Source organism: Leifsonia sp. Root4 (assembly GCF_001425085.1).
Classification (GTDB): Bacteria; Actinomycetota; Actinomycetes; order Actinomycetales; family Microbacteriaceae; genus Microterricola.
The window spans coordinates 329,668-351,262 of record NZ_LMDN01000003.1 but is presented as its reverse complement, the minus strand read 5'-3'; the positions used below and the strand labels follow the sequence as shown (position 1 = coordinate 351,262).

At 64.4% G+C, this 21,595-nt stretch carries 21 protein-coding genes; 10 read left to right on the top strand and 11 right to left on the bottom strand.

Annotated features, from left to right (window positions below):
* Nucleotides 1-1,521 carry an ABC transporter substrate-binding protein gene (locus ASC66_RS11355; RefSeq protein WP_055839346.1) on the bottom strand — a complete coding sequence of 507 codons (1,521 nt, stop codon included), beginning with the start codon at nucleotides 1,519-1,521 and terminating at the stop codon, nucleotides 1-3.
* A gap of 168 nt (nucleotides 1,522-1,689) precedes the next feature.
* Here ASC66_RS11355 and ASC66_RS11350 point away from each other — a divergent pair, with 168 nt between their 5' ends.
* Nucleotides 1,690-2,670, top strand: coding sequence for a LacI family DNA-binding transcriptional regulator (locus ASC66_RS11350; RefSeq protein WP_162243504.1), 981 nt, complete (start codon nucleotides 1,690-1,692; stop codon nucleotides 2,668-2,670).
* 393 nt (nucleotides 2,671-3,063) lie between these two features.
* Here the strand turns inward: ASC66_RS11350 and ASC66_RS11345 are convergent, their stop codons facing one another.
* The 7 genes from ASC66_RS11345 to ASC66_RS11315 all read right to left on the bottom strand — a co-directional run bounded on the left by ASC66_RS11345 (nucleotide 3,064) and on the right by ASC66_RS11315 (nucleotide 11,895).
* Entirely contained in the window at nucleotides 3,064-3,474 is a 411-nt protein-coding gene (locus ASC66_RS11345; RefSeq protein ID WP_200944807.1) for a sulfate permease, read from the bottom strand.
* A 107-nt stretch (nucleotides 3,475-3,581) separates the two neighbouring features.
* Entirely contained in the window at nucleotides 3,582-7,130 is a 3,549-nt protein-coding gene (gene mobF, locus ASC66_RS11340) for a MobF family relaxase (RefSeq protein WP_055840351.1), read from the bottom strand.
* 436 nt (nucleotides 7,131-7,566) lie between these two features.
* Nucleotides 7,567-8,499: a hypothetical protein gene (locus ASC66_RS11335; protein WP_055839335.1), complete on the bottom strand. Its 933-nt coding sequence runs from the start codon at nucleotides 8,497-8,499 to the stop codon at nucleotides 7,567-7,569.
* A 250-nt stretch (nucleotides 8,500-8,749) separates the two neighbouring features.
* Entirely contained in the window at nucleotides 8,750-9,781 is a 1,032-nt protein-coding gene (locus ASC66_RS11330; protein ID WP_235496869.1) for an alpha/beta hydrolase family protein, read from the bottom strand.
* A gap of 128 nt (nucleotides 9,782-9,909) precedes the next feature.
* Entirely contained in the window at nucleotides 9,910-10,932 is a 1,023-nt protein-coding gene (locus ASC66_RS11325; RefSeq protein ID WP_055839327.1) for an MAB_1171c family putative transporter, read from the bottom strand.
* The gene (locus ASC66_RS11320) at nucleotides 10,929-11,393 is read right to left on the bottom strand and encodes an ImmA/IrrE family metallo-endopeptidase (RefSeq protein ID WP_055839324.1); all 465 of its coding nucleotides are present in this window, start codon (nucleotides 11,391-11,393) and stop codon (nucleotides 10,929-10,931) included. The genes ASC66_RS11325 and ASC66_RS11320 overlap by 4 nt, the downstream gene beginning before the upstream one ends.
* A gap of 64 nt (nucleotides 11,394-11,457) precedes the next feature.
* Nucleotides 11,458-11,895: a hypothetical protein gene (locus tag ASC66_RS11315; protein ID WP_055839321.1), complete on the bottom strand. Its 438-nt coding sequence runs from the start codon at nucleotides 11,893-11,895 to the stop codon at nucleotides 11,458-11,460.
* Between the two features lie 323 nt (nucleotides 11,896-12,218).
* Here ASC66_RS11315 and ASC66_RS11310 point away from each other — a divergent pair, with 323 nt between their 5' ends.
* The 6 genes from ASC66_RS11310 to ASC66_RS11285 all read left to right on the top strand — a co-directional run bounded on the left by ASC66_RS11310 (nucleotide 12,219) and on the right by ASC66_RS11285 (nucleotide 17,219).
* Nucleotides 12,219-13,280 carry an ArdC-like ssDNA-binding domain-containing protein gene (locus ASC66_RS11310; RefSeq protein WP_055840349.1) on the top strand — a complete coding sequence of 354 codons (1,062 nt, stop codon included), beginning with the start codon at nucleotides 12,219-12,221 and terminating at the stop codon, nucleotides 13,278-13,280.
* Nucleotides 13,280-14,206 (top strand): bifunctional DNA primase/polymerase, encoded by a 927-nt coding sequence (locus ASC66_RS11305; protein ID WP_055839317.1) that lies wholly within the window; start codon nucleotides 13,280-13,282, stop codon nucleotides 14,204-14,206. The genes ASC66_RS11310 and ASC66_RS11305 overlap by 1 nt, the downstream gene beginning before the upstream one ends.
* A complete protein-coding gene (locus ASC66_RS11300) occupies nucleotides 14,194-14,865 on the top strand; it encodes a DUF2637 domain-containing protein (protein ID WP_235496868.1) in 672 nt (223 codons plus the stop codon). The genes ASC66_RS11305 and ASC66_RS11300 overlap by 13 nt, the downstream gene beginning before the upstream one ends.
* Nucleotides 14,858-15,265 carry a hypothetical protein gene (locus ASC66_RS18160; RefSeq protein WP_157509765.1) on the top strand — a complete coding sequence of 136 codons (408 nt, stop codon included), beginning with the start codon at nucleotides 14,858-14,860 and terminating at the stop codon, nucleotides 15,263-15,265. Before ASC66_RS11300 ends, ASC66_RS18160 begins: the two co-directional genes overlap by 8 nt.
* A gap of 182 nt (nucleotides 15,266-15,447) precedes the next feature.
* Entirely contained in the window at nucleotides 15,448-16,143 is a 696-nt protein-coding gene (locus ASC66_RS11290) for a hypothetical protein (RefSeq protein ID WP_353612523.1), read from the top strand.
* Nucleotides 16,140-17,219, top strand: coding sequence for a ParB/RepB/Spo0J family partition protein (locus tag ASC66_RS11285; protein WP_055839310.1), 1,080 nt, complete (start codon nucleotides 16,140-16,142; stop codon nucleotides 17,217-17,219). The genes ASC66_RS11290 and ASC66_RS11285 overlap by 4 nt, the downstream gene beginning before the upstream one ends.
* A gap of 14 nt (nucleotides 17,220-17,233) precedes the next feature.
* On the opposite strand, the gene ASC66_RS18155 is transcribed toward ASC66_RS11285, so the two are convergent.
* Nucleotides 17,234-18,145 (bottom strand): hypothetical protein, encoded by a 912-nt coding sequence (locus ASC66_RS18155; protein WP_157509764.1) that lies wholly within the window; start codon nucleotides 18,143-18,145, stop codon nucleotides 17,234-17,236.
* 192 nt (nucleotides 18,146-18,337) lie between these two features.
* On the opposite strand from ASC66_RS18155, the gene ASC66_RS11280 reads away from it, so the two are divergent.
* Genes ASC66_RS11280 through ASC66_RS11270 form a run of 3 tightly spaced genes read left to right on the top strand, consistent with a single transcriptional unit; the run spans nucleotide 18,338 to nucleotide 20,435 of the window.
* Nucleotides 18,338-18,991 carry a hypothetical protein gene (locus tag ASC66_RS11280; RefSeq protein WP_055839307.1) on the top strand — a complete coding sequence of 218 codons (654 nt, stop codon included), beginning with the start codon at nucleotides 18,338-18,340 and terminating at the stop codon, nucleotides 18,989-18,991.
* Nucleotides 18,992-19,000: 9 nt separating this feature from the next.
* Entirely contained in the window at nucleotides 19,001-20,167 is a 1,167-nt protein-coding gene (locus ASC66_RS11275; protein WP_055839303.1) for a M23 family metallopeptidase, read from the top strand.
* Nucleotide 20,168: 1 nt separating this feature from the next.
* Nucleotides 20,169-20,435, top strand: a complete 267-nt coding sequence (locus tag ASC66_RS11270) for a DUF6112 family protein (RefSeq protein ID WP_055839299.1) — start codon at nucleotides 20,169-20,171, stop codon at nucleotides 20,433-20,435.
* 228 nt (nucleotides 20,436-20,663) lie between these two features.
* Here ASC66_RS11270 and ASC66_RS11265 read toward each other — a convergent pair whose 3' ends face one another.
* Together ASC66_RS11265 and ASC66_RS18150 are read right to left on the bottom strand one after the other, a co-directional pair.
* A complete protein-coding gene (locus ASC66_RS11265; protein ID WP_055839297.1) occupies nucleotides 20,664-21,308 on the bottom strand; it encodes a uracil-DNA glycosylase in 645 nt (214 codons plus the stop codon).
* A 75-nt stretch (nucleotides 21,309-21,383) separates the two neighbouring features.
* On the bottom strand, nucleotides 21,384-21,560 hold the full coding sequence (locus ASC66_RS18150; RefSeq protein WP_157509763.1) for a hypothetical protein: 177 nt from the start codon (nucleotides 21,558-21,560) through the stop codon (nucleotides 21,384-21,386).
* Nucleotides 21,561-21,595 lie beyond the last annotated feature (35 nt).

Genomic DNA, 21,595 nt, shown 5'->3' with positions numbered 1-21,595 from the left:
TTAGTTGCTGCTTGCGGGCGTCCATGGGCGCAGCGAAAGCGATGATGTCATCGGCGGGGTGTAGTCGATGTTGTTGGCGACGACGTAGCTGCCGGTCGAATAGTTAGTAATGGCGAACCACGACTGGTCGAGGTAGTACTCGCTGATGGCACGCCATGCCTCTGCGGCATCGTCCTCAGACGCAGCATGGGCCGTCGTCAACAGTTCCTCCAGCTCGGGAGACGTCGACTGGAACGGGTTAAAGACTCCCGACAGCACCGACGTGATCGCCTGCGCGTCGTTGAAGTTCGCACCGTTGAACATGAAGAACATCCCGTAGTTGCCCGCGAAGACCTTCGAGTAGAAGTCCTGGAACGGCACGGTCTCCCAGGCGACGCGGATGCCGATCTCCGAAAGCTGCTGAGAGACGGTCGACTCGAACTGCGTCGAGATCACAGTGCTCGGCATGGTGACATCGAAGCCCTCGGCGTAACCCGCATCGGCCATCAGCTGCTGGGCCTCCTCGACGTCAAACGGCGTCTCGGACAGCAAATCCTGGGAGTATGCCTCGCCGAGCGGGCTGACGACCTGATTCGTGGGATACGAAGCGCCCGCTCCGAGACCTTTCGCCATGCCCTCCCGGTCCAACGCAAGGTTGATGGCCTTGCGAACGCGTTCGTCTTTGAGGGCCGGGATGACCGTCCCTTCTCGGTCGACGAGCCACAGCCCGCCGTATGCAGACGGCTTGTTCTCGCCCACAGTGAACTTGTCCGCAACGAACAGTGACGCGTCGTCGGGCTGAATGGAGCCGAAATCCAGCTGGCCGGCGAGCACAGCGTTCTGCACGGCCGTACGGTCCGCGATCACTTGCAGCTCGACGGTGTCGAAGGGGAAGGCGTCCGCGTCCCAATAGCCCGAGTTGCGCTCCAAGACATAGGTCGAGCCCACAGTGGTCGCTGCCTCGTCCAGCATGTATGGTCCAGAACCGACCGGGGAGAGCTTCGCTTCCTCAGTGCCCAGCGATTCGGCGGAGCCGATGCTGCCGGCAGTGCTTGTCAGGATCGAGAGGAACGCACCATCCGGGCGTGACAAGTTGACCACGACCGTGGTGTCGTCAGGGACCTCGATGGACGATACCGCCGAGTACAGCGCCGAATCGGAGGGCCCGGTGCGGTGCGCTTCGAGCGACGCCGCAACAGCGGCAGCGTCAACGGGAGTGCCGTCGGTGAAGGTCTGGCCCGAGCGGATTGTGAACGTCAGGACCGTCCGATCCTCGTTGTACTCCCATGATTCGGCAACGCCGGGGATGAACGAGCCATCAACGTCCTGGTTGATGATGGGCTCGAAGATCGCAACCGGGAGGTACGACTCTCCACCTGACCAGTTACCGATCTCGAACGAGGCCGGCGGAGCTTGAATGGCGAGTCGAAGTGTGGTCGGCCCCTGCTCCGAAGGGGGTGATCCGCCGGCAGAACAACCGGCGAGCAGCAGGGCCGCGGCGACGGCGATAGCCGTCAGCCTGGCGGGTGTGTGGAACTTCATTGTGACTCCTTTGTCTTGCACGGAAGCGTGTAGTGATGAGGTCATGTCGTCGAGTACTCGACTTAGTGACGCGCGACACCTAACTCTAAGGCACACGTGTGCCTAAATCCACCAACAATCTCCAACTACGACCGCTGAGACCGAAATGAGATGTGCGATGATGGCGTAGTGGAGCGGATTGAAGAGGCGCGACGTGCCGTGACCAGCCATGACGTTGCTCGTCAGGCAGGCGTCTCACGCTCGACGGTGAGCAACATCCTGAACGGCAAGGGTGAGCGTTATCCCGATGCCACGCATCAGCGCGTGCTTGCTGCGGCGACGGCTCTGGACTATCGCCCGTCGCTTGCTGGCCGATCCCTCAAGAGCGGTCGCTCGGACACGATTGTCGTGCTGTTACCGAACACGACGTTCGGAAGCAACCTGCAGGACGCGGTAGACCAAGTCGTGGAATCCACCGGCCCCAGAGCGGGCAACGTGGTTGTGCGATTCGCGAGCGAAACACCGAAAGCAACTAGGGACGCCGTTCTGGCGCTACGCCCCCTCGCTCTGGTGGATCTCGGCGTGCTTTCACCCGAAGACCGGGACTATCTCGAGGATCGCGGAACCATAATCACGCCTCGCCGACCTCTAACGAGCACGCTGGACGGCGGTATCGCAGAACTACAGGCGGATGCACTACTTGCGAAAGGCCCCAAGCCCCTCTGGTTCGCCGCGATTGCTGACCAGCGCGACGACCTCTATGGTCCGTACAGATTGGCCGGTCTACGCGAGTACTGCGCGCAGCATGGCATTCCTGAACCTCGTCAGGTCAACGTGCCGATCGATGCGCCCGGCGGGGCGGCAGCGATCCGCCAGATCCTGGCGGAGGGCGCACCCGTCGGTGTCGCCTGTTACAACGACGATGTGGCCCTGGCCCTCCTAGCAGGAGCTCGCGACCTCGGCCTCCGCGTACCAGAGGAAATAGCCATTATTGGAGTCGACAATACCCGCGTAGGGCAGCTGTGGTCGCCTCAATTGTCGTCAGTCGACACGAGCTTCCGCGAGCTCATTTCCGGAATCGCAAGTGACTTGCGCGCTCGCTTGGACGGTCAGATCGCCCCGCCGATCCCGACCCCAAAGTTCAGGTTGGTCGCCGGCGGGACCCACTGACTCAGGCCGCACAAGCCGTCGCACAACCCATCCGCGCGTATCCGCAAGGTGTGTGGCTCCCGTCGCGGTACCGGATGCTGTCGACGAACTCGTTGATGGCGCAATATGCGGTTCGGTGTGGGCCGGAGCGCGCTGCGCTGCGCGAAACTCAGGGCCGGCCACCTATCGGGACATGACAACGAGGCGACCGGGGATGGTCTGCACCGTTTTGAATCACGAGCGTGACGGCGGCAAGAATCGACGGCAGCCAGCATCGCACTGTATCGATTGGAGCCAGGAGTGGGTTTGGCCCTGAGCCGCGGCCGACGTCGCAGTGCGCAGCGAGAGCGCGTCACCTCGAATTGGCCAGAAGCACGTCCACCGGCCAAACCCACTCCGATCGCAGACGGGATCTCACCTGATGGCGACGTCCCCGCGAGCAGGCGATCGAACTGGCATTGCGAAATCTCCAACCGCAGCGCGTCCGCGCGCGGTGCCAACGCATGGGCGCCGTCGCGCTCGCGCCTCACAGGCGCGCACGTGGATTAGTTGGGTTGCGGCAACCGGCCCGGCCACGACTAATCTCAACGCGTTCCATACGAACAGCAACGCGAACGCGCTCAACCAGCCCGAGCCACCGGCTTGGACCGCGCCGGAGCAATAGACCGCGGCGAGCCCGTAGGGAATGGCGAGCAGCATCGCGGGGACGCCCCATTTCAAGCCGCGGCGACTGTGGATCGCGTCGAGCAAGACATTGGTCGGCAAGAAGCGACGCAGCAGATAGTGGGCGTGAGACGCGAAACTCAAAGCGAATCCGAACATCATGCAACCCTCCGAGCGTTCGGCAACGAGAACATTGGAAGGGCTGTCCGAAAGTGGCAGTCATGTCGTCGCACTGAGCGACGGCGCATAAGAGGTTGCTTGGGGTCAGTCTAAACCTGCAATCCGACGGATGGAAGGTGCGCGGCGACAGTCGGGCTCGGCGCCCTCAGTGGTTCGGAATCGCTACTCGCCAGCCGCCGCGACGCCTCGAGAGCAGCACGCGCACGCGCGGCATCAAGCTCTTGCGCCGTCGTCAGCGACGAGGGGCCAAGCGGACCTGAGCCAGTAACGCCGTAGCGATCGCGGTATGCCGCCACCGTGCGGGCATGTCGCTGCCACTCCGCGGCAGCAGGCGCTGCACGCGGCGGTGCGCCAAGGGCTTGGACCCACTCTGCCTTCGCGCGCCGCGCGTGATCGACGAGCTCCTTTGCGCGCACTTCAATGAGCGATCCGCGCTCGACCAAGGCACGAGCCAAGTCGGCATCCATTGGCCCGACGGCCGTCGGGATGAGCCCTGCGATCAGTTGCGGAGTCCTCCGCGCGCGGCCAGCGCCACCATCCTGCGCCACTGCCCTCATGATTCGCGTGCGCAGAACGGCCGCGATGTCTTGCGCATCGTCATACCCACGCGCCCAGACCAGATGCGGAAGCAGCCGTTCGACGTCCACGTGGTTTGCCTCGGCCCGCCGGAGCTCTGCTCCCAAGGGCCCGAATGCATCCGAGTCGATGACGGCGTCGGCTTGGTCTGGCGTGAGCCCACTACTCCGCACCAGCGAGGACCATCGGGCTTGCTGCGCGACCGCCGCGATGGTCTCATACTCCGCCGCGAGTTGCGCGATCGATCCCCAGGCCACCTGTTCCGCCGCGAGTGTCTCATGTGCGGAGAGCTCTGCGCCGACGTGATCCAGAACGCCGAACAGGATGCTGCGCGCCGACGGCTCGGAATCGTCGCCCGGGCGCGGCCCGCCATGGGCGACATCGGGCCGGTCGACGGAGACGTAGGCGGTGTTCGCCTCCCGTCCGCGGGTCATTGCGACGTAGAAGTTTTCCCGTGACGTCCCCGACGCCACGACGACATGAGCGGTGTCGGTCGTGATTCCCTGGGCACGATAGGAGGTGACGGCATAGCCGAGTTCAACGTGTTGCTGCACGTAGTCGGCGGGAAGCACCGCCGTACTCCCCCATGGGCGACCTTGCCTACGCACCTCGATCGAGCCTTTCTGCCCCACGGCAAGCACCGTCCACCGGTCGCCGTTGCGTACCCACGTGCGGGCTGTATGCAGCCGGCGGTCGTTGCGGCGGGTGATGACCGTGTCGCCGACCGAGGCGGCCGTGCCGTCGTGCAGGGCGACTTCGTGGAGCGCGTCCACACGGCCGTCCAGAATGCCATCAGTGCGGGCGCGCAGGTTGAGCGACGCGACCGTCTCGTTCGAGTCGCTGATCAGCACGGTCGACCGGCCGGCCCGGGCGTCCAAGCGCCATGCGAGATAGGCGGCATCCGCCATTGCATCTGTGCTGCCGTCGCGCACACGACCGTAAGCGACGTACTGGTCGATCACCTCGGGAATGCCCTGCCGCAATCCGAGTGATGCCGCCTTCTCCCACTCGTGCACGAAGCGGTGCACGTCAACGAGCTCAGGCGCATCCGCCCGGTTGTGCACGAGCAGGGAGAACGCACCTCCCGCGTCGACTGACTGCAGCTGGGCGTAGTCGCCCACGAGCAGCACCTTCGCTCCGGCTTCCGAGGCGAGCGCGGTGATGCGATCCAGCTGCAGGGTACCCGCCAGGGATGCCTCGTCGATGATCACGAGCTGCCCGGCTTCGAAGGGACGAACGTTGTTCAGGTGGTTCTGCCACCACTTGGCCAAATTCTCTGTCGTGATGCCAATGTCCTCCGCAAGCACGTTCGCGGCGGCTGCAGAAGGGGCGAGCCCAACGACAGAGCCCACCCCGCGCTCGCGCTCCCATGCCCGCCGAAGCACCTGCATTGCCGTCGTCTTACCCGCGCCGGCTGGTCCGATGAGCACATCGATGACTCGCCCCGATCCGGCGACAGCCGTCAGCGCCGCGATTTGATCATCGCCCAGCCCGCCCGCGAGTTTTCGAGAGGCGGTCGAACGCAACGCGGTCAGTGGGATGCGTGGTCCGGTCTCGTCCGCGGCGCGCTCGAGCAACCGCGCTTCCGCATCGAGCAGCTCGTGCGAAGTGAACACGATGGAGTGCTTCGGGCGAAATACAGATGTGCCGTCACCGCGCCGGAATGCGGCCGGGCTCGTGGCCAGCTCCGGTGGCGTGAGCTGAAGCGAGGCCCATTCGGCGGCGTCAACGATGAGACCCACAACGGCTTCGCGGTCGGATGCCGCAGCGAAGCGATAGTGCATCGTCTGGCGTGCAGCTTCGGCCGCAAGGTTCCAGTGCCGCCATGTAGAACGTTTCTCGCTCACGGTCTTCATCACGCTCTGCCCGGTCGCAGCGATCACGTCGAGCGGCACATCCTCTGCACGCAACAGGCGCACCGGCCGGCTCGCGGCCGCAACGCTCGCCCAAGCCGTCGCCTCCGTCCCCAGCATGCGGGCGGCGTGCTCGCTCCATTCCGCCGTCAGTTCTGCGAGCGAGTGCACTTCTTTCTCTGGCCGCGTAGACAACGTTGCACGTGCGCGCAGCTTCGTGATCGTCGTCGGGTTTGGCCGGTGACCGTGCTCGCTCACGTACGCGTCGATCAGTCGGTCGGCCTCGATGTCGATGTGCCGCGACCGCGTCGAGAAATCGGTAACGAGCGCTTCAGGAACAGATCTGATCGCCCACGCGGGATTGCGGTCGCTCCCCCGCGCGCGCATCTCCCATTCCACGCCGAGCGCGCGCGTGAGCGCATCCGCGAAGAGCGCCTCGTGCAACTCGGAGAGTGCAACGACAGCTGCGTGCATCGGCCGGCCGTCGAGCGAGCGCCACTTGCCATCGAGCACGGTCTGCACCTTGTTGCTGATCACGATGTGCGTGTGCAGGTGCGGGTCACCGGCCCGGCTGTCGAAGTGATCGAACGCCGTCGCGACCAGCCCCATCACGTCGACCTGAGCAACAGCGCCGTCGCCCGCCATACCTCCGGTCCTGGTCGCCGCAACCTCGCGCTCGATGAACACAACCACCTCGGCAACCGCCGCGTGGTGGGCGCGCGCAATGGTCGCCTGGATATGCGCATCCGCAATACCCCACAGGACACTCGCCGACTTCGGAATCGAGAATGTGAAGTCGTAGCCCGCGACCGCCCGCCGTCTCCCGCTGCCCGATTCCCCCTGCACATCAACTGCGGGTGCCGCGGCCCGCTCTGTTGGGCCGGGTTCCTGGTCGAGCTCGGCGTCGTCCGCTGCCGTCCGCTCCGTGGCACTTGGGTAAACGGGGTATGCACGCCCGAGCGGTTCTCCGCTGACCGGGTCCCGTCCCATGCCAATCAGCAACTGCAACTGCGGCTCCGTGACTTCGTCGCCATGAGCGATCCGGCCATCGCCCAGCCCGCGGACGCCGTCGCCTATCCAGCACCCTGGCGGCGTGCCCTTCGCCTGGTAGTAGCGCGTGAGCGGCGTCGAAAGCGAGCGGTTGCCGTCGGCAGCGGCGACGGTGTGCAGGAGGTACTTGTACCCGTCCCCCGCGCTCATCACCCGCATCGACACCGTCACCGCGCACCTCAGCCTTCGCGCAGAAGGTGCGCCGCCTCGATCTGCAAGAGGCGTGGGACCCTGAATGGACGGCTGGTCAACGCTTCGTTCATCCCGATCGCTGGGCCGTTCCGCACAAGTCAATCTGGGGTCCAGCGTCAAGAAGTGACGGTCGGTCGTGCACCTGCTTCGTATAGAGCGTCCTCGACAGGTGAGGAGAAGGCCGAGGCATCGGCCTGGACCTACCAGTCGACGTGCGACCGGTTTCAGCGACCCAGTACCAAGTGCAACGCCGCCCTCCCCTGGGCGGCGCTCCTGACCCGCTTCTGCGGTGCGTGCGAGACTCGGCGCGCGACGTCCAATACAGGTTTTCGACTGGGCCCGAGCAACTGCATGCAGTTACTCGGCTGCTACGTGAAAAGGCACTCGCGAGGCACGAGCCCGCTCATCTAAACGGCGTATCACTCTTCAGAACTGGCAAATCTGGATATCCGTTGAACTCAAGAAACTCTCGCAGGGCGGCGACAGATTCTTCACCAAGCGGGCTGGGACCAATGTGCACGGCACGGATCGGCAATTTCTTGGCCGGATGCGTCACGAAGCGATCATTGCTCGCGTACTGATTATCGTCATCGGCGGCGGAAACTTCGATGTAGGGGGTGAGCCCAAACCGGGTCGCGCGGTGCTTGACGAATTTCCATCGTGGATTCACTTCAAAAACAGTGCGCGCTTCCCGTTCATCAACGAATGCAGGATGCTTAAGCTGGAGTAGGTCGATGCCACCGAGTTCCATCCATGGCAATAAGTGTTCGCTGAGCGGGTTGGGCTGCTTGGCAGCGAGCTTCGCGATGCGCTCGACCCGCTTGCGCGCTGGTTTCGCTTTGTATTGCACTGCCGTCCAGCGTTGAATCTCGATCTGTATCGCGTCTGGATCTTGCCCAAAGATGGGGTTACCCTCGTCATCCTCATCGACGATCTCGGGCTCCCACCCGGCGGGAGGAGACGGGTGTGCGCTCGCGCTGTCTTGCTCGACGGGGAGCAAGTCCACCGTTGCATCCAGTTCGATCGCGTACGGGACTGCCGAGCCATATCCCCGCCAAACAGTCAGTAGGTCAGGCTTGCGGGCGGCGCATAGCAGGAATGCCTCGAGTCCATTGCGGGCCGCGAATCGCATAAGGCGATCGAAGCGAGGGACGTGCGCCGGATCGAGATCCTTCCGCACTTCGCTGGCAGCCTCGGTGAGGACGCTGGTGGCATACTTTGGCTCTTTCGAGTCGTTCATAAAGCGGTAGGAGGTCGCCCACAGCACGTTTCGGCTCACTATGCTGTGAAGCCCATCAGCCGTCGTGTAGTGCCACACGGATTCCACGTCGCTCATTCCGTCACCTATCTGATCTCGTCGCCCACGCTGGAACCCTCGTCTGGCAGTTGTGCCTCATTCCTCAACAACTACTGAGGGCACCATGCCGCGCACGCGATGAGAGTAACCGTAGCGTCCGATCACGGACTTCGTAGGAACTGGGCTCAAGGTTTGTTCGTGCAACGGATCCTGTCTGTCGGCGTTGGCCGAAACGATTGTGAGGCTGCGAGACCCGGTACTTGCTCATTCGAGCGGAGCTTCGATGCTGTCAGCCGATGCCTGAAGAAGGTCGAATCTCGTCTTCGAGCGAAGACATCACAGTCGCACGCCATCGCGCCGGAGCTTCGTTCCAAGTCATCGTGTGACCAGCGTCGAACTTCTCGAGGTGTACGACGTCGGGCCGGAGATCGCGGAGACGAGCCGATACCGAGATCGGTGTCGACGTGTCGGTGGAACCGTGGAGGATGAGTGTCGGTAAGGCAAGTTCGTCGGCACGCGCAATCCAATCGAAACGGCGCAACTTGACGGAATCACCGAGACCAGTGACGCGAGCGAGCAGCCAGTTGTCGAGCCACGGCGCGGCGAGGGCACCCGCCCAAGCCGGCAACCCTGATCGAGTGCAGTTTGCGCTGATCGTCGCGCCCCAGTTAAGCACGGGCGACTCAAGCACGAGCCCCGCAACGACCCCCCGAAACGCGGGTTCGGCAGAGAGTTGCAGCGCGATCGTCGCACCCATCGACCAGCCGAACAGGATGACGTGGCGCGCCCTGTGCGCGAGCGCGTAGCGCACGGCAGCCCGCACGTCGTCAACCTCGGTGGCGCCGAGCGTTGATCGTCCCGATCCGACTGTTGGACCTTCGCCGTCATTCCGGTAACTCACGACGAGCGACGTGAGTCCGGCCTCGTTGGCAACCTGCACGCCACGAAGCGTTCCTGAGCGCGGGCTTCCGAGGCCGTGCACGTGGATCGCCCACGTCGACGAAGAGCCCGCGGGCGGGGTGACGAGCCAAGCCGGCGCTGTGCCGACGTCCGTCTGCACGTCGACGTCCGTTGCTTCAAGGCCGGCATCCTCCGGGCTGGAGAAGTAGATGCCGCTCCAGGATGCTCGTGCACCAGTTCTCAGGCCCTCATCGAGCGTTCCCAAGACTTCCCGGCCGATGCGCTCCGGTCCATGGTTTTCGACTTCGCTCGAAAGGCGAACTAAACCACCATTCTCGAGCAGGAGGCAGTAGAGGCCGGGCGCGGCGGTGTGCGGAGTGCGGTCGAGGAGAACGATCGGCCGCTCCCCCGAAGTATCCACACCCCGAATTGTGAGCTCATAGCTTCGCCGAACCACGGGGGCAGTGAGGCGCCTTGCAATGACCAGGCCAAGTCCTCCAATGGCGATGCTAGCCGCAGCCGCCGTGGCCGCTATCGCCCAGCCGATTCTCATGCGCGTTTCCGCCCTTCGCCGATCGGCGCAGTCGAGTCAGCGGCGCTCGTCGTGCCGGTCGAGCCGGCTCCGAGGAGGTGCAGCTCGGCACGCTCAACGAGTTCCCGCTCCGCCTCACTCAGTTCGAATGACACCCGCGTATCGATCATCGCGTCACGGATCTCCACGACCTGGCGATGGAGAAGCGTTTCGGGCTCATCGGCATGGAATGCGGCCGCCTCGTTCTGGCTGATGCCCGGGCGCACGGTAGTTGCTGCGCCCCAGAGTGGCTCGAGTTCCCGCACGAGCACCCGCGTCATCCGCTCTCTCGAACGCCGCTCCACGGCGCGAACTGCGGGCTGGCTGGCAAACCCAAGACAGAGGAAGAAGAACGTCAGCAGATTCAGCGGTCCGTACGCGACGGATGCCGACGTCAACAGCTCGTCGTTTCTTGCCGCGTGAGCGAGATCCATCGTGATGATGACGGCGGCCAGTATGACTCCGAGAGTACTGCCGAGCAGCAGGGAAACCGATGGCAGCCGCTGCGCACCCTCGTTGACTCGGACCTGTCGCGCACACAGCACGGCCATCGCCGCGACGACGCTCCCGTAGTAGAGGAAGTGGATGACCGAATAGGCAGCGGCGGCGGGCTGGTCCCCCAACTCGATCATGAAGTTCGTGGTGGTGGTGCCCCGATCGATGAGAAAGAACGCGATGATCGCGCAGGCAAAGGCGATCGCGAGCGTGGAACGCCTGAGTACGAGTTGAACGGCCCACGACTGATGATCGGATGCCCTATTGACTGCGCGGCCGAGGAAGAAGATGCCGACCATCAGGGCGAGATCAGCGACAAGGGTTGCAAGGTTGGTGCCGCCAACGAGGCTATCGACCGTCTCGTAGACGGGGTCGATGTTGAGCGTCATCGCGACCGCGATGGTAAGCGCGGCGTACGTGATGCTGCGTTCATCGCGCCCTCGTCTCAGAATGAGCAGAAACGCGAGGAGCGTCCACATCAGGGCCGAGACGAGAATTGGGATCACCCGAAGATCTCCAGAAATCTGGAGCCGTGCATGGTCGAACCTCTGATCGCCGCGGCCAGTTTGTCAGCCAGCGACTCCGCGACGATCTCGTCGGCGGTGTCCAGGTTCTGACGCCGGAGCAGACGCCGGCGGGTCTCGGGAGGGATGTCGGGCAGGAGGACATCCGGCATCTCAGGATCATCGTCGACACCATGGTCGAGCAGGATGTGCGCGAACTCGTGCAGTACGAACTGCTGCCGGTGCAATGCCGAGTCGCTGTGGGCGTGAAGCACCATATCCTCGGTATCCGTCATGAGCCAGACGGCACACAGTCCGTCGTGATCGCCGAGTTCAGCAAGCTCGACGATGCGCAGGCGGCGCTGGCGCCGACCTTGCACAGCGCCAACCAGTTCGTCGAATGAAAACGCATCGCCGAGCCCAAGGCCGTTGAACGCCGCCGACACGATCACTTCGGTGTTCACGATGTCGTCACTCTCCTTCGGACGTGTCTGGATCCCAGCGTCCCCGGCGTACTCAGACCGCTGGTTATGTGCGGGCGATCTCCTCGTCGAGGAATTTGCTGATCGCCTGAAGCGCGTTCGGTGAGATGTCGCCCAAGGTGCGAGCGGCATAGGACTTCACGCGCGCGGCGCGCATAGATCGCACTAGGTCGAGCTGTGCGCTCACCCTGGCCGGCGTTTCAGCGCCTTCCGCGCCCACGAGGAAGGCGGCATCCACGTCGAAGAATTCAGCAAGGCCCTCGAAGATCGCTTGGTCTTGCACGTACCGGTGGCCATTCACCATGTACGTCCATCGAGATCGCGAGAGGTTCGCCCCGCGCGCCTCAAGAAATGCGGCGATCTGCGAGAACGTCGGTTCGAAATCGGTCTCGGCGATCGCGACGTCAAGCAAGAGCCGGAGGCGCTTCGCGAGGTCCTCTGCGGCCGCTTTGCTCTCAACCTCTGTCAAGTCGCGGATCACCATTCACCACCTCTGCTCAGGCACGTCACCATCGTCTGCTCATTGTGAGTCTTCACACGGCGTGAAGGCTCAATTTACTCCTTGAGCATGCTCAAATCAAGGGTTGCGCATGCTCAATTCAAGTGTTAGAACGAATGCATCTATCAAATTGAGCATGCTCAAAAGGAAGTGCTGGCACGTTCTAAAGGTTCCGGCAGAGTCCGCGCCATCGCCGCACGCAGGGCTCGCGATGTCCGTCACTGCGCCTGCGGCATCCGTGCGCAGCAGAGCACACCTATGCGTCAGCCGCGTCATGCGCGTGACGAGCAATCGGGAAGGTGATCGATGTGTCGACGGATCCGCAAGCGCATCAAGATTTGGATGCGAAGCTCGCGGGGCTTCATGAGCGCCTGGTCTCGTCTGTCGAGGCGCTCGTCACCGGCGACGAGTGGAAGCGAGCGCTGGAGTTTGCCGCCCACTTTCGGTCGCGCTCGTTCAACAACACGCTCCTGATCTGGTCTCAACACGAAGCCGCCTACCGACACGGCCTCGTTCCCGAACCGTTTCCGAGCAACGTCGCAGGGTTCAAGCAGTGGCACACACTTGGTCGTCACGTCGTCGCCGGCCAGAAGGGGTACATGGTCTTCGCTCCGGTCAACGCGCGCTTCGCGACATCCACACCGGCCGATCCTTCCTCATGGCGGAGGCTCAACCGCAACGAGAGGCCGCGACCAGGTGAGATCGTTCGCCCGCGCATGGTCGGAGTCAGACCGGCCTATGTTTGGGACGTTTCCCAGACGGATGGCACGCCCCTCCCCGCGCGGCCCACCCCGCAACTGTTGAGCAGCGAAGCACCGACCGGACTCTGGGACGGGCTCGCTGCACTCGTCCGCGGCGGTGGGTTCAGCCTGTCCACCCCGGAGGACGCAACGGCACTCGGTCGCGCGAACGGCATGACCGACTTCGGAAGCCGCGTCGTCACAGTGCGAGCCAATATGGATGCCGCGGCCCGCGTCAAGACGCTCGCGCATGAGCTCGCCCACATCCGGATGCATGAACCCACCGCCGAGGCGCTCTCTCACCGCGGGATCGGCGAAGTCGAAGCCGAATCGGTAGCTCTGATGATCGGCGCGGCCCATGGGATGGACACAAGCGCCTACACGATCCCATACGTATCAACCTGGGCAACGACGGTGTCGGGCAAGACTGCAGTGGAGGTCGTGCAGTCGACCGGCGAGCGGGTGCGTCGAGCAGCCGTGGCCATTCTCGACCAGCTGCCAACTACGCATAGCGGAGCGGGTAATCCCCCTGGACTCGACCGATCGAAGCCTGCGCTGGGCCTCGCCGCCACAGCCGCGGCGGTACTGCCTGTCCGCCCGGCGCAGCAGCTCGGAGCGCTGAAGCTGTGATGGGCGTCGCTGAGGTGCTCTTCCTGACGAACGGGATGCCCGCGCGCGACGCCGCACTCGCCTTCGCTCGCTCCGGCATCCGAATCTTTCCGTGCGCCAGTGGCGGCAAACGCCCCCTGACCCACGCAGGCTTTCATGACGCCAGCAGCGACGTCGACCAAGTGCGCACATGGTGGGCTCGCTGGCCCGAGGCAAACCTCGGGATGCCGACAGGCAGCGTTTCGGGGATCGACGTCGTTGACATCGACGTGGCGGATGCCGGCTCGGGCTTCGTCGCGTTCGACCGAGCGAGCGCGGCAGAACTTGTTCCGGATGGGATTGCCCGGGTACGCACTCCGTCTGGCGGCCTCCACATCTACTACCCCGCCAACCCGGCCCGTCCGCAACGCTGCTGGCAATCGGCCATGGCACACATCGACTTCCGCGGAGACGGTGGCTACGTAGTCGTGCCTCCCTCTGCTCTGGTGATCGACAGCGGACGAGTTGCCTATCGCCTCGTCTCGCTGTCCCCCAACGGTTCGAGTCCGGTCGATGCTGCTGCGCTGCGCGACTTTGTCGACCCGAAGGCATCGCAAGCGGCGTCTCGAGCGACATCACGACCAGCTGCTGCCACGGTGCCGGAGCCGAACCGACTTGCGCACTGGGTGAGCCGGCTGGAGGAGGGTGAGCGAAACAGTGGTTTGTTTTGGGCCGCCTGCCGCCTCGCTGAGGCCGGCTTCGCGCCGACCGACGTCGAAGCGGCGCTCTCCCCCGCTGCGGCGAGCGCCGGGCTCTCGGAGCGAGAGATCTCCGCGACCATCCGCTCGGCGAGCCGTCAGTCCACTGAAAAGAGCCCACCGGTTGCATCAGGTTTACAAGATGCGACGTGGTGCGAGCGGGCCGCTCCCCAGCAGCGCAGAAATGGGGATGCGCCATGCCTCTCATGACACGGCCCCGCGAAGAAGGCATCCGACTGGCGATGGTCACCGCGATCATCGGCACCGTATTCATCGCCGCAGGCGCGTTCTGGCTCTCGTTCACATCGCTCACCGACCTCGCCCGCCGCTCGGGCATCGACGCGGCTCGAGCGTGGGTGTGGCCGCTCATCGTCGACGGAATCATCGTCGTCGCGACGGTGGCCGTGGTGGCGCTGACACGGTCACGCGCCGCATGGTACCCGTGGATGCTTCTCATCGCAGGCGCCGCCATCTCGGTCGCCGCAAACGCGATCCATGCGCTCGTTGCCGGAGCGACCGATGTACCCCTCCTGCTCGCGGCATCCGTATCCGCGGTCCCGCCCCTCGTGCTCCTCGCCATCACGCATCTGACCTCAGTACTCATGCGGCACGAGGCCAGCCGCGCCTTGGCTCCCGCGGAGCAAGTGGTTTCCAAACCGGCAGCGGCAACCGCGATTCGAGCGGATGCCGCGGCGAGCGATGCGGGCCAAACCGACGCTTCGTCGCTCCGGGCGCTCGGCTGGTCGAACTCGGCGATCGCACGTCACTTCGGCGTGCACCCGTCCACCGTCGGACGGTGGTTCCGGGTGCACCCGGGCGCACCTGCTGTCCAAACCACGAGAGTAGGCGAGGGTACAAGCGATGGATGAGCACGAGTATGAAGAACCACGCTTGGAAGCGCGCATCAAGGATGCCGTTGAGGTGGATCGCACGCATCCGGTGCACGCCGAGCACGCGGACCTCTCGGTACTCCCCCGGCGCTCTAAAGGTAATGCACTCCCGGGCTCCTCGAACATGGGCAAGCCTGCCCGGCGGCCTGGCATTGTGTGGATTCGCGCATCGGATCTCCTGAACACCGGCACCGGTCGCATTGCCGGCCGCGGACTCGACTTTGAGGCCGAACTGGCCCGTCGCATGCGGCGAGCGCCCGCGACGACCCGCCGGGCGATCCGAGAGCGCACAGCCCAACTTCCTCCGCTCTCCGAGTTCGGGCAACCGAACGCGCATCCATCGGTTGCGCGGTACGGCCTCGGGCGGCGCGAGCCATGACCACCCCGCTGGGCGCTGCGACCTCGACCGCACCCGCGGCAGGCACGGCGATGGCTTGGAACGCGCCACCAGATGCCGGGACGGCGACATTTCGAGACTCCGAGGGCCTGCGCACTCTGCTCCGTCGCTTGCAGGCTGGTGGTGGTTCCGCCTGGCGAACGGATCGCGAGGCAGCCGAGCTCATGCGCTTCACCGCGCAACGCTACGCGGCGCTGGCGCGCAAGCACGGGCTGGATCCCTGGGAGGCTGCCGCCGCCGCGTTCGACGCGATGCGGGCGCCGTCCGTGCTGCGCGCCGATGACCCCTGGGCGATCGTCACCCGCGCGGTGCAAGTGACCTGCATCGCCGAGGAACGCGCACACGGTCTTCTCTGCTCTGTGCACCAAGCGCGCCGTCCTCGCCTCTCTGGTTACCACGACGCCGAACGCTTCAGCGATCGCGAGCACCCGCTGCCGGACTATCACCCCGCGTTCCGCACCACCCCGGTCGAGGAGGCGTCCGATGCACCACCGCTCGGTGTGGATTCGGCCGTCGAAGACGCGATCGCGTTGTTCACCCTGCTCGGCTGGCCGCCGGACCGCGCACGCGACGGCGTCGAGTACATCTGCAGCCGACTGGCGGACGCCGCATCTCGGCCCTCTGCGTACGAGTCCTTGCGGCGTGACTACGCCGCCCGGGCACTTCTCGACCTTCCACAGCGCGCCTGGATGACGATGCTCCGAGCGCTCTTGGGATGCTCGGACCCGCTGCAGGCACACACAGCGGCCGGCCGCGGCATCCTGCTTCGGTTGATCGTCGGCGAACCGCTTCACGCTCTCCTTCGAGACGACGAGCTGATTTCGGATATCGCCAGCAACGTGCCGGGAGTACTGGCATGACCAGCACTCCGGGTCACATCGAGTTGGAGCGTTCGATCGACTCCATCCGAATCGGTGCGCGGCATCGCACCGACCTCGGCGACATCGAGGCTCTCGCTGCCTCGATCAAGCGGCAAGGACTGCTGCAGCCGATCACCGTGACCCCCGACGGGATTCTCGTCTGCGGTGCCCGCCGGCTGGCCGCGCTTCGGCAGCTCGGCGTGCGCAAGCTCAACGTCTGGGTGCGTTCCGGCATTTCGGACCGGCTGACCCAGCTGCTCGCGGAGCAAGACGACAACGCACTGCACAAGTCCCTGGGCCCGACCGAGGCCGCCTCCCTGTACCGCGAGGTGAAGATGCTTCTGGCCGAAGACGCGCGGCACCGTCAGGAGGCATCGCGATTCGGTTCCGAGCAGGGAAACCGCAGCTCAGACGGTGCTGCCACGGTGGCAGCACCGGTGACGCTTCTCGATGGCTATGCCCGAGCGCAGGCGGCGCTTCTCGTGACCGGGCGGCGCTCGTATACGACGCTCGACCGTATCAGCGACGTACAACGCATCGCAGGTGACGAGAGCCTCGACTCGATCCTCCGTGAGCAGGCACAGCTCGAGTTGGGTGTGATCGACAACGGCGGATCGGTCACGTCCGCGCACCGCCGCCTGAACACGCAGCTGGCTGTCGCTGAGCTTGAAAGTTTGGCAGCGGATGCCGCACAGCCCGCGGGTATCCGTCAGGCATCGTCGATGGCTGCCGCACGGGTGCATGCCGCTGAGCGCACGGCGAGCGTGGCCGAGCTCGAACAACTGGCTCGGGAAGCACTTGTGCGCGTGAAAGCGGAAACGAAGGCCAAGAACAAGCGACCGGTTCACCCGCCGCCGTCGCCATCCAGCACTACGAAGCTCCCCACCCGCGCGTTCGTCTTCCTCTGGAACGACATGCACGACTGGTGGCTCCGCTACGACTGCGCCGAACTCGCTTCCGAGCTCACCGCCGAGCAGTGGGAGCTGTTCGAGGCGACCGTGGCATCCACGACCGCCTTCGCCGAGGAGCTCCGAGCGCTGCGCGCCGACTCAGGCGCAGTGGCTCGCGAAGCGTAACCGGGTGCACGGTTCTAGTGGAGTCGATTCACTTTCAGAGGAGGAGCGCCCGAGACGAACTTGGTGCCAGGCACGGAGCTAAACGAAATCCGAGGTGCGAGCTTCCCAATTTGTCCTTGAGGAACATTACCCTCGATGCGCAGATACCCGTCCTTGAATCCGAGCCATGTGCGATAACCATCGTGTTCGTAATTGATGATCGTCGATGGCTCGTTGATATGTGTGAGCGAGAACTGCGGGGCTATATCGAACGGTGCGCCTGGATCGCTTCGGGCCACCGTCAAATGAGTGATTGTTAGTCCACGGAAGTCGACTCCTCGCGTGCTCGTCGCCGCCGCCAAACTTGAGTCGTGGCTAGACAGTGTCTGCCTAAGTGCCTCTTCAGCCAACCACCCAAGTTGCCGGACAGCGTACTCACGAAGCGTAATCCCGACCGAATCGAACATCGCGAAGCGCGAGAAGAGTTCAGGGACTGTCGTAGAGATGTGACTGCCCCATGTGTTGCCAAACTGGTTCGCGACGTAGCCCCAGGAGTTCGAAGTCCGCTGCGTGGCATTGGATTCAACCGCGGGTGATTCGACGAGAGAACGGAAACCAATGACTTTTGAGATTCCTCGATGTTCGGTTGCGTTCGAATCCTCGCCAGTAGGCAATAGGCCGATCGAGAGAAACACAGATGGCGCTTTCGCTGGCGGTGCCGATACGGCCAATTGGGGCAGAGGCAGACTGTGCTCACGGCAGAGCCTCGAGATGACCATGTTGCCCTGCCCAGATGCCAGCAGGGTGCGCGTATACGCGGAAACATCTTCTGCAGCGTCGAGGGCCCCACCGTCGAAGGCGTCCAAAGCTCGCTTCAGCCTTGCGGCAAGAGCTAACGAGCGTTCGAGCAACTCGTCTCTACGCAACTGCCGCTCGGAAACCGTCATGGCTTGACAATATGCCAAGACGCTGGGTTGAGTGCGCCGAGCAACGCCTGAGGGTTTTCGTCACCCATCGCCATTGAGATTCAACGCACCGACACCAGCACACCCTGCCCAACTCAGGCGGCCACCACCAAGCACAATCGGGTGCACCTTGCAGATAGCGCGGCTCTACGACGCGCTCTCGAGGAGCTCACCATGCACTTTGTTCGCCGGCGCCGGCTGATCATCGCCATCGTCGGCAGCGCCATCGCGCTGCTCGTACTCATGGCAGTCGGCCTCTACGGGCTGCTCCGTGGGCCAGCGAACGCGAGCCGGACGGAGGTGCCGGCGAACGAAGCATCCGTCTCGCCGACGTTGCCGCTGCGCATCGGCCAGCCTCAGCCCGTGGCCGGGACGTCAGACCCGGTGCTGTTCGCCCGCAGCGTCGCGCGTGCCCTGTTCACCTGGGACACTCGCCACGAAAGTGGCCCCGCCGCGTGGGCACAAGTGCTCGTCGACGCCGCCGATGTGGATGAAGCGGCGGCCGTGGCATCCGATGTTCGTGGCTACCTGCCGATCGCCGAAATGTGGCAGCAACTCAGAGCGTTCGGCACTCTCCAGTGGTTTGAACTGCAATCAGTCACCGTGCCGGATGCCTGGTCGACCGCGCTCGAGCAGGCGGCGCCAGGCCAGCTCCCGCGAGGCGCCACGGCACTGACCATCGTGGGAACCCGCCATCGTGCGGGCACGTGGAACACCGAGGTCACGCGTACGGAGCGACAGGTATCGTTCACAGCGTTTGTCGCGTGCCCGGGCCTGGACCCGTGTGCGCTGCTTCGCCTCTCGCAGCTCGACCGTCCCCTGGAATGAGGCCGAGCGATGAAGAAGATCATCGGCATCCTCGCACTGCTCGTGCTGGTCGGACCGTTTGTTGGCCTGGTGAGTGTCGCAGCGCTCATGAACCCCGCTGCGATCTCCTGCGGCTCGGGATCGCTCCTCGTTGGCAGCATCCCGGACTCGCTAACCGCACACACGCGAAACGGTCAGTCGATCACCCTCAATCGACAGCAGCTCACCCATGCGGCGACGATCCTCTCCGTCGGAGGACGCACGGCCGGCGTTGGTCGCGAGGGAGCGCTGATCGCACTGATGGCCGCGCTCACGGAGTCGACGCTGCGCATGCTCGCGAATCCCACCGCGTACCCCGAGTCCGCGAGCTACCCCAATGACGGGTTCGGCTCCGATCACGATTCGCTGGGGCTCTTCCAAATGCGCTCGATCTCGGGTTGGGGCACCGTCGCCGAACTCATGGATCCGGAGTATCAGGCACGGGCATTCTTCGGTGGACTATCTGGGCCGAACGCCGGATCACCGCGCGGGCTACTCGATATTGCCGGCTGGCAGCTCGTGGACCCGGGCGAGGCCGCGCAAGCTGTGGAGGTTAGCGCCTACCCCGATCGGTATCAGAACTATCAGCCGGTCGCGGAAGCGATCCTTGCTGCGCTCACTCAACCTACTTCGGCGAGCGCGGATGCTGCGAATCCGGCTGTTCCGGAGACTTCACGCATCGTGTTCCCGCTCCCTGCTGGCACGTACACCGGCACCGACAGCTTCGGCTGGCGAACCGACCCCGTCACCGGAGCGCAGGCTTTCCACGCCGGAAGCGACCTCGCCGCACCTGCGGGAACCCCGATCCTCGCAGTCGCCGACGGAGTCGTCAGCTTCGCCGGCCGACGTGGCACGTACGGCGGGCTGATCGTCATCGAGCACACAGTCGGCGGTGAGCGCGTCGCCTCGTACTACGCCCACATGTATGACGAGGGCATCCACGTCGCAGTGGGCAACAGCGTGGTCGCGGGTCAACACATCGGTGACGTCGGCTCCGCGGGCAAATCGACCGGCCCACACCTTCATGTCGAGATTCACCCGGGCGGTGAGCGCGAGCCCGCCGTCAACGCAATGGTGTGGCTCGCCGAACACGGCGCAACGGGCCTCGCCAGTGCCGAGGTCGCGCCGGCGGGGTGCAGACCAGGAAAGGCAGCATGATATGGACATCTTCCCGGACTTCGGCGCCGTGGGCGGCGCCGCCGAACTGCAGAGCATCGTCGGCGCCCTGCTGACATTCGTGCTCATCGTGGCGGTACTGATGATGATCCTCTGCGGGGTCACCTGGGCACTTGCCACAGCGAACGGCCACTTCCAAGCTGCCACGAAAGCCCGAATCGGACTCTGGGTGGCGTGCGGGGCTGCTGTGCTCGCCGGTGCCTGCATCGCCTGGGTCAACTTCCTGTTGGAGGTCGGCGGACAGCTCTGACAATCAGCTGCTCAGCACCAAGAACGTCGCTGGTAGAACTGCGGCATGAAACCGGGAACGGTTCAACTTGCATTGCAGATGTGAGTTTGTCGGTTCACGACCATCTTCCGTGGCCGCTCTCCGCCTCGCTTCATAGCGCCTATGCTGTCTCGCGGTCATGTCCGCTCCCGCTGGGCCGTCAGATCCCGATGAACCTTCAGGGGCGACACTCCCACTGTCAGACTTCGTCTACCCCAAATTCCAGATACTGAGCGCCGCAGCGGTCTCAGAGCCAAATCGCGGGGCGCCACCGTAGCTTGGGTGGCGGACGACTATCGCCGGGCTGGCAGAAGAGGCGTGGTGGATGTCGGGGATCTTGTGGCCTAGAAGCTGCTCGACACTCCCCCCGGCCTTCTTGCCGACGCAGACTATGCGGCGACCCGCTATCGCCAGACGGAGGGCATCCATCCCGCTATCTAGCTCGGCCGACGTGGGAGTCCGATTGGTGCGAGGCTTGCCCGGATCATGCGGATGGAGCGGGAACGCATTCCAAAGGAGAGTGCGTTCGCCCGCCCCGACGCTCGCGAGCAACTTGTGTACGGCAGTGGCACTTGGCTCGATCTTGCCGCGAAGACCTACCGCGGCGGCTGAGGTGAATGGCACCCCGGACTGCCGAGCCCCCTGCCATCCCGCGGCCTCGCCGACGAGCACGAGGTCGCCGGCTTCCACAGCATTGAGGTGCTCGTACAGACGCGCACGTCGTTCCGCGGCTGTCGAGAGGAAGTCCCCCTCGAGATCACTCGAGTCAAGGTAGAAATTGGTTGCTGTCAGCGTCGAGGACATTGCTAGAACTGCATCTGCAAGCCCAAACGACAGTTGCGCGGCGTTGGTCATGGGCTCAGCATAGGGGCCGTTCTTTGGGTGTGCCCATCTGGGGCCAGATGTCCGCTCGCTACTTGGAGGGCGGCGTCAGAGGTTCTGCTTTTCCTGGCCGGGCTTCGATTTTCTGGTGTTGCAGTTGGTGCAGACCATGAGGGTACGCCCCCACTGGTCCCGCTCGTTCGGCAGGTACTTCCAGTTGGTCTTCTGTCGGCAGATGCGGCACATGTCGTGGGTGTACTGGCTGGGCATGTTCCAAGGTGCCATGGCTGGCGGCTTGGCCGAAAGCGCTCATTCGGGGG

What these genes read in the sequence shown, in the direction of transcription:
- ASC66_RS11280 (WP_055839307.1), top strand. Translation starts at nt 18,338, where the DNA reads ATGCACTTTGTTCGCCGGCGCCGGCTGATCATCGCCATCGTCGGCAGC.
- ASC66_RS11275 (WP_055839303.1), top strand. Translation starts at nt 19,001, where the DNA reads ATGAAGAAGATCATCGGCATCCTCGCACTGCTCGTGCTGGTCGGACCG.
- ASC66_RS11270 (WP_055839299.1), top strand. Translation starts at nt 20,169, where the DNA reads ATGGACATCTTCCCGGACTTCGGCGCCGTGGGCGGCGCCGCCGAACTG.
- ASC66_RS11265 (WP_055839297.1), bottom strand. Translation starts at nt 21,308, where the DNA reads ATGACCAACGCCGCGCAACTGTCGTTTGGGCTTGCAGATGCAGTTCTA.
- ASC66_RS18160 (WP_157509765.1), top strand. Translation starts at nt 14,858, where the DNA reads ATGGATGAGCACGAGTATGAAGAACCACGCTTGGAAGCGCGCATCAAG.
- ASC66_RS18150 (WP_157509763.1), bottom strand. Translation starts at nt 21,560, where the DNA reads ATGGCACCTTGGAACATGCCCAGCCAGTACACCCACGACATGTGCCGC.
- ASC66_RS11355 (WP_055839346.1), bottom strand. Translation starts at nt 1,521, where the DNA reads ATGAAGTTCCACACACCCGCCAGGCTGACGGCTATCGCCGTCGCCGCG.
- ASC66_RS11300 (WP_235496868.1), top strand. Translation starts at nt 14,194, where the DNA reads ATGCCTCTCATGACACGGCCCCGCGAAGAAGGCATCCGACTGGCGATG.
- ASC66_RS11290 (WP_353612523.1), top strand. Translation starts at nt 15,448, where the DNA reads ATGCGCTTCACCGCGCAACGCTACGCGGCGCTGGCGCGCAAGCACGGG.
- mobF (WP_055840351.1), bottom strand. Translation starts at nt 7,130, where the DNA reads ATGCGGGTGATGAGCGCGGGGGACGGGTACAAGTACCTCCTGCACACC.
- ASC66_RS11285 (WP_055839310.1), top strand. Translation starts at nt 16,140, where the DNA reads ATGACCAGCACTCCGGGTCACATCGAGTTGGAGCGTTCGATCGACTCC.
- ASC66_RS11345 (WP_200944807.1), bottom strand. Translation starts at nt 3,474, where the DNA reads ATGATGTTCGGATTCGCTTTGAGTTTCGCGTCTCACGCCCACTATCTG.
- ASC66_RS11335 (WP_055839335.1), bottom strand. Translation starts at nt 8,499, where the DNA reads ATGAGCGACGTGGAATCCGTGTGGCACTACACGACGGCTGATGGGCTT.
- ASC66_RS18155 (WP_157509764.1), bottom strand. Translation starts at nt 18,145, where the DNA reads ATGACGGTTTCCGAGCGGCAGTTGCGTAGAGACGAGTTGCTCGAACGC.
- ASC66_RS11315 (WP_055839321.1), bottom strand. Translation starts at nt 11,895, where the DNA reads ATGGTGATCCGCGACTTGACAGAGGTTGAGAGCAAAGCGGCCGCAGAG.
- ASC66_RS11305 (WP_055839317.1), top strand. Translation starts at nt 13,280, where the DNA reads ATGGGCGTCGCTGAGGTGCTCTTCCTGACGAACGGGATGCCCGCGCGC.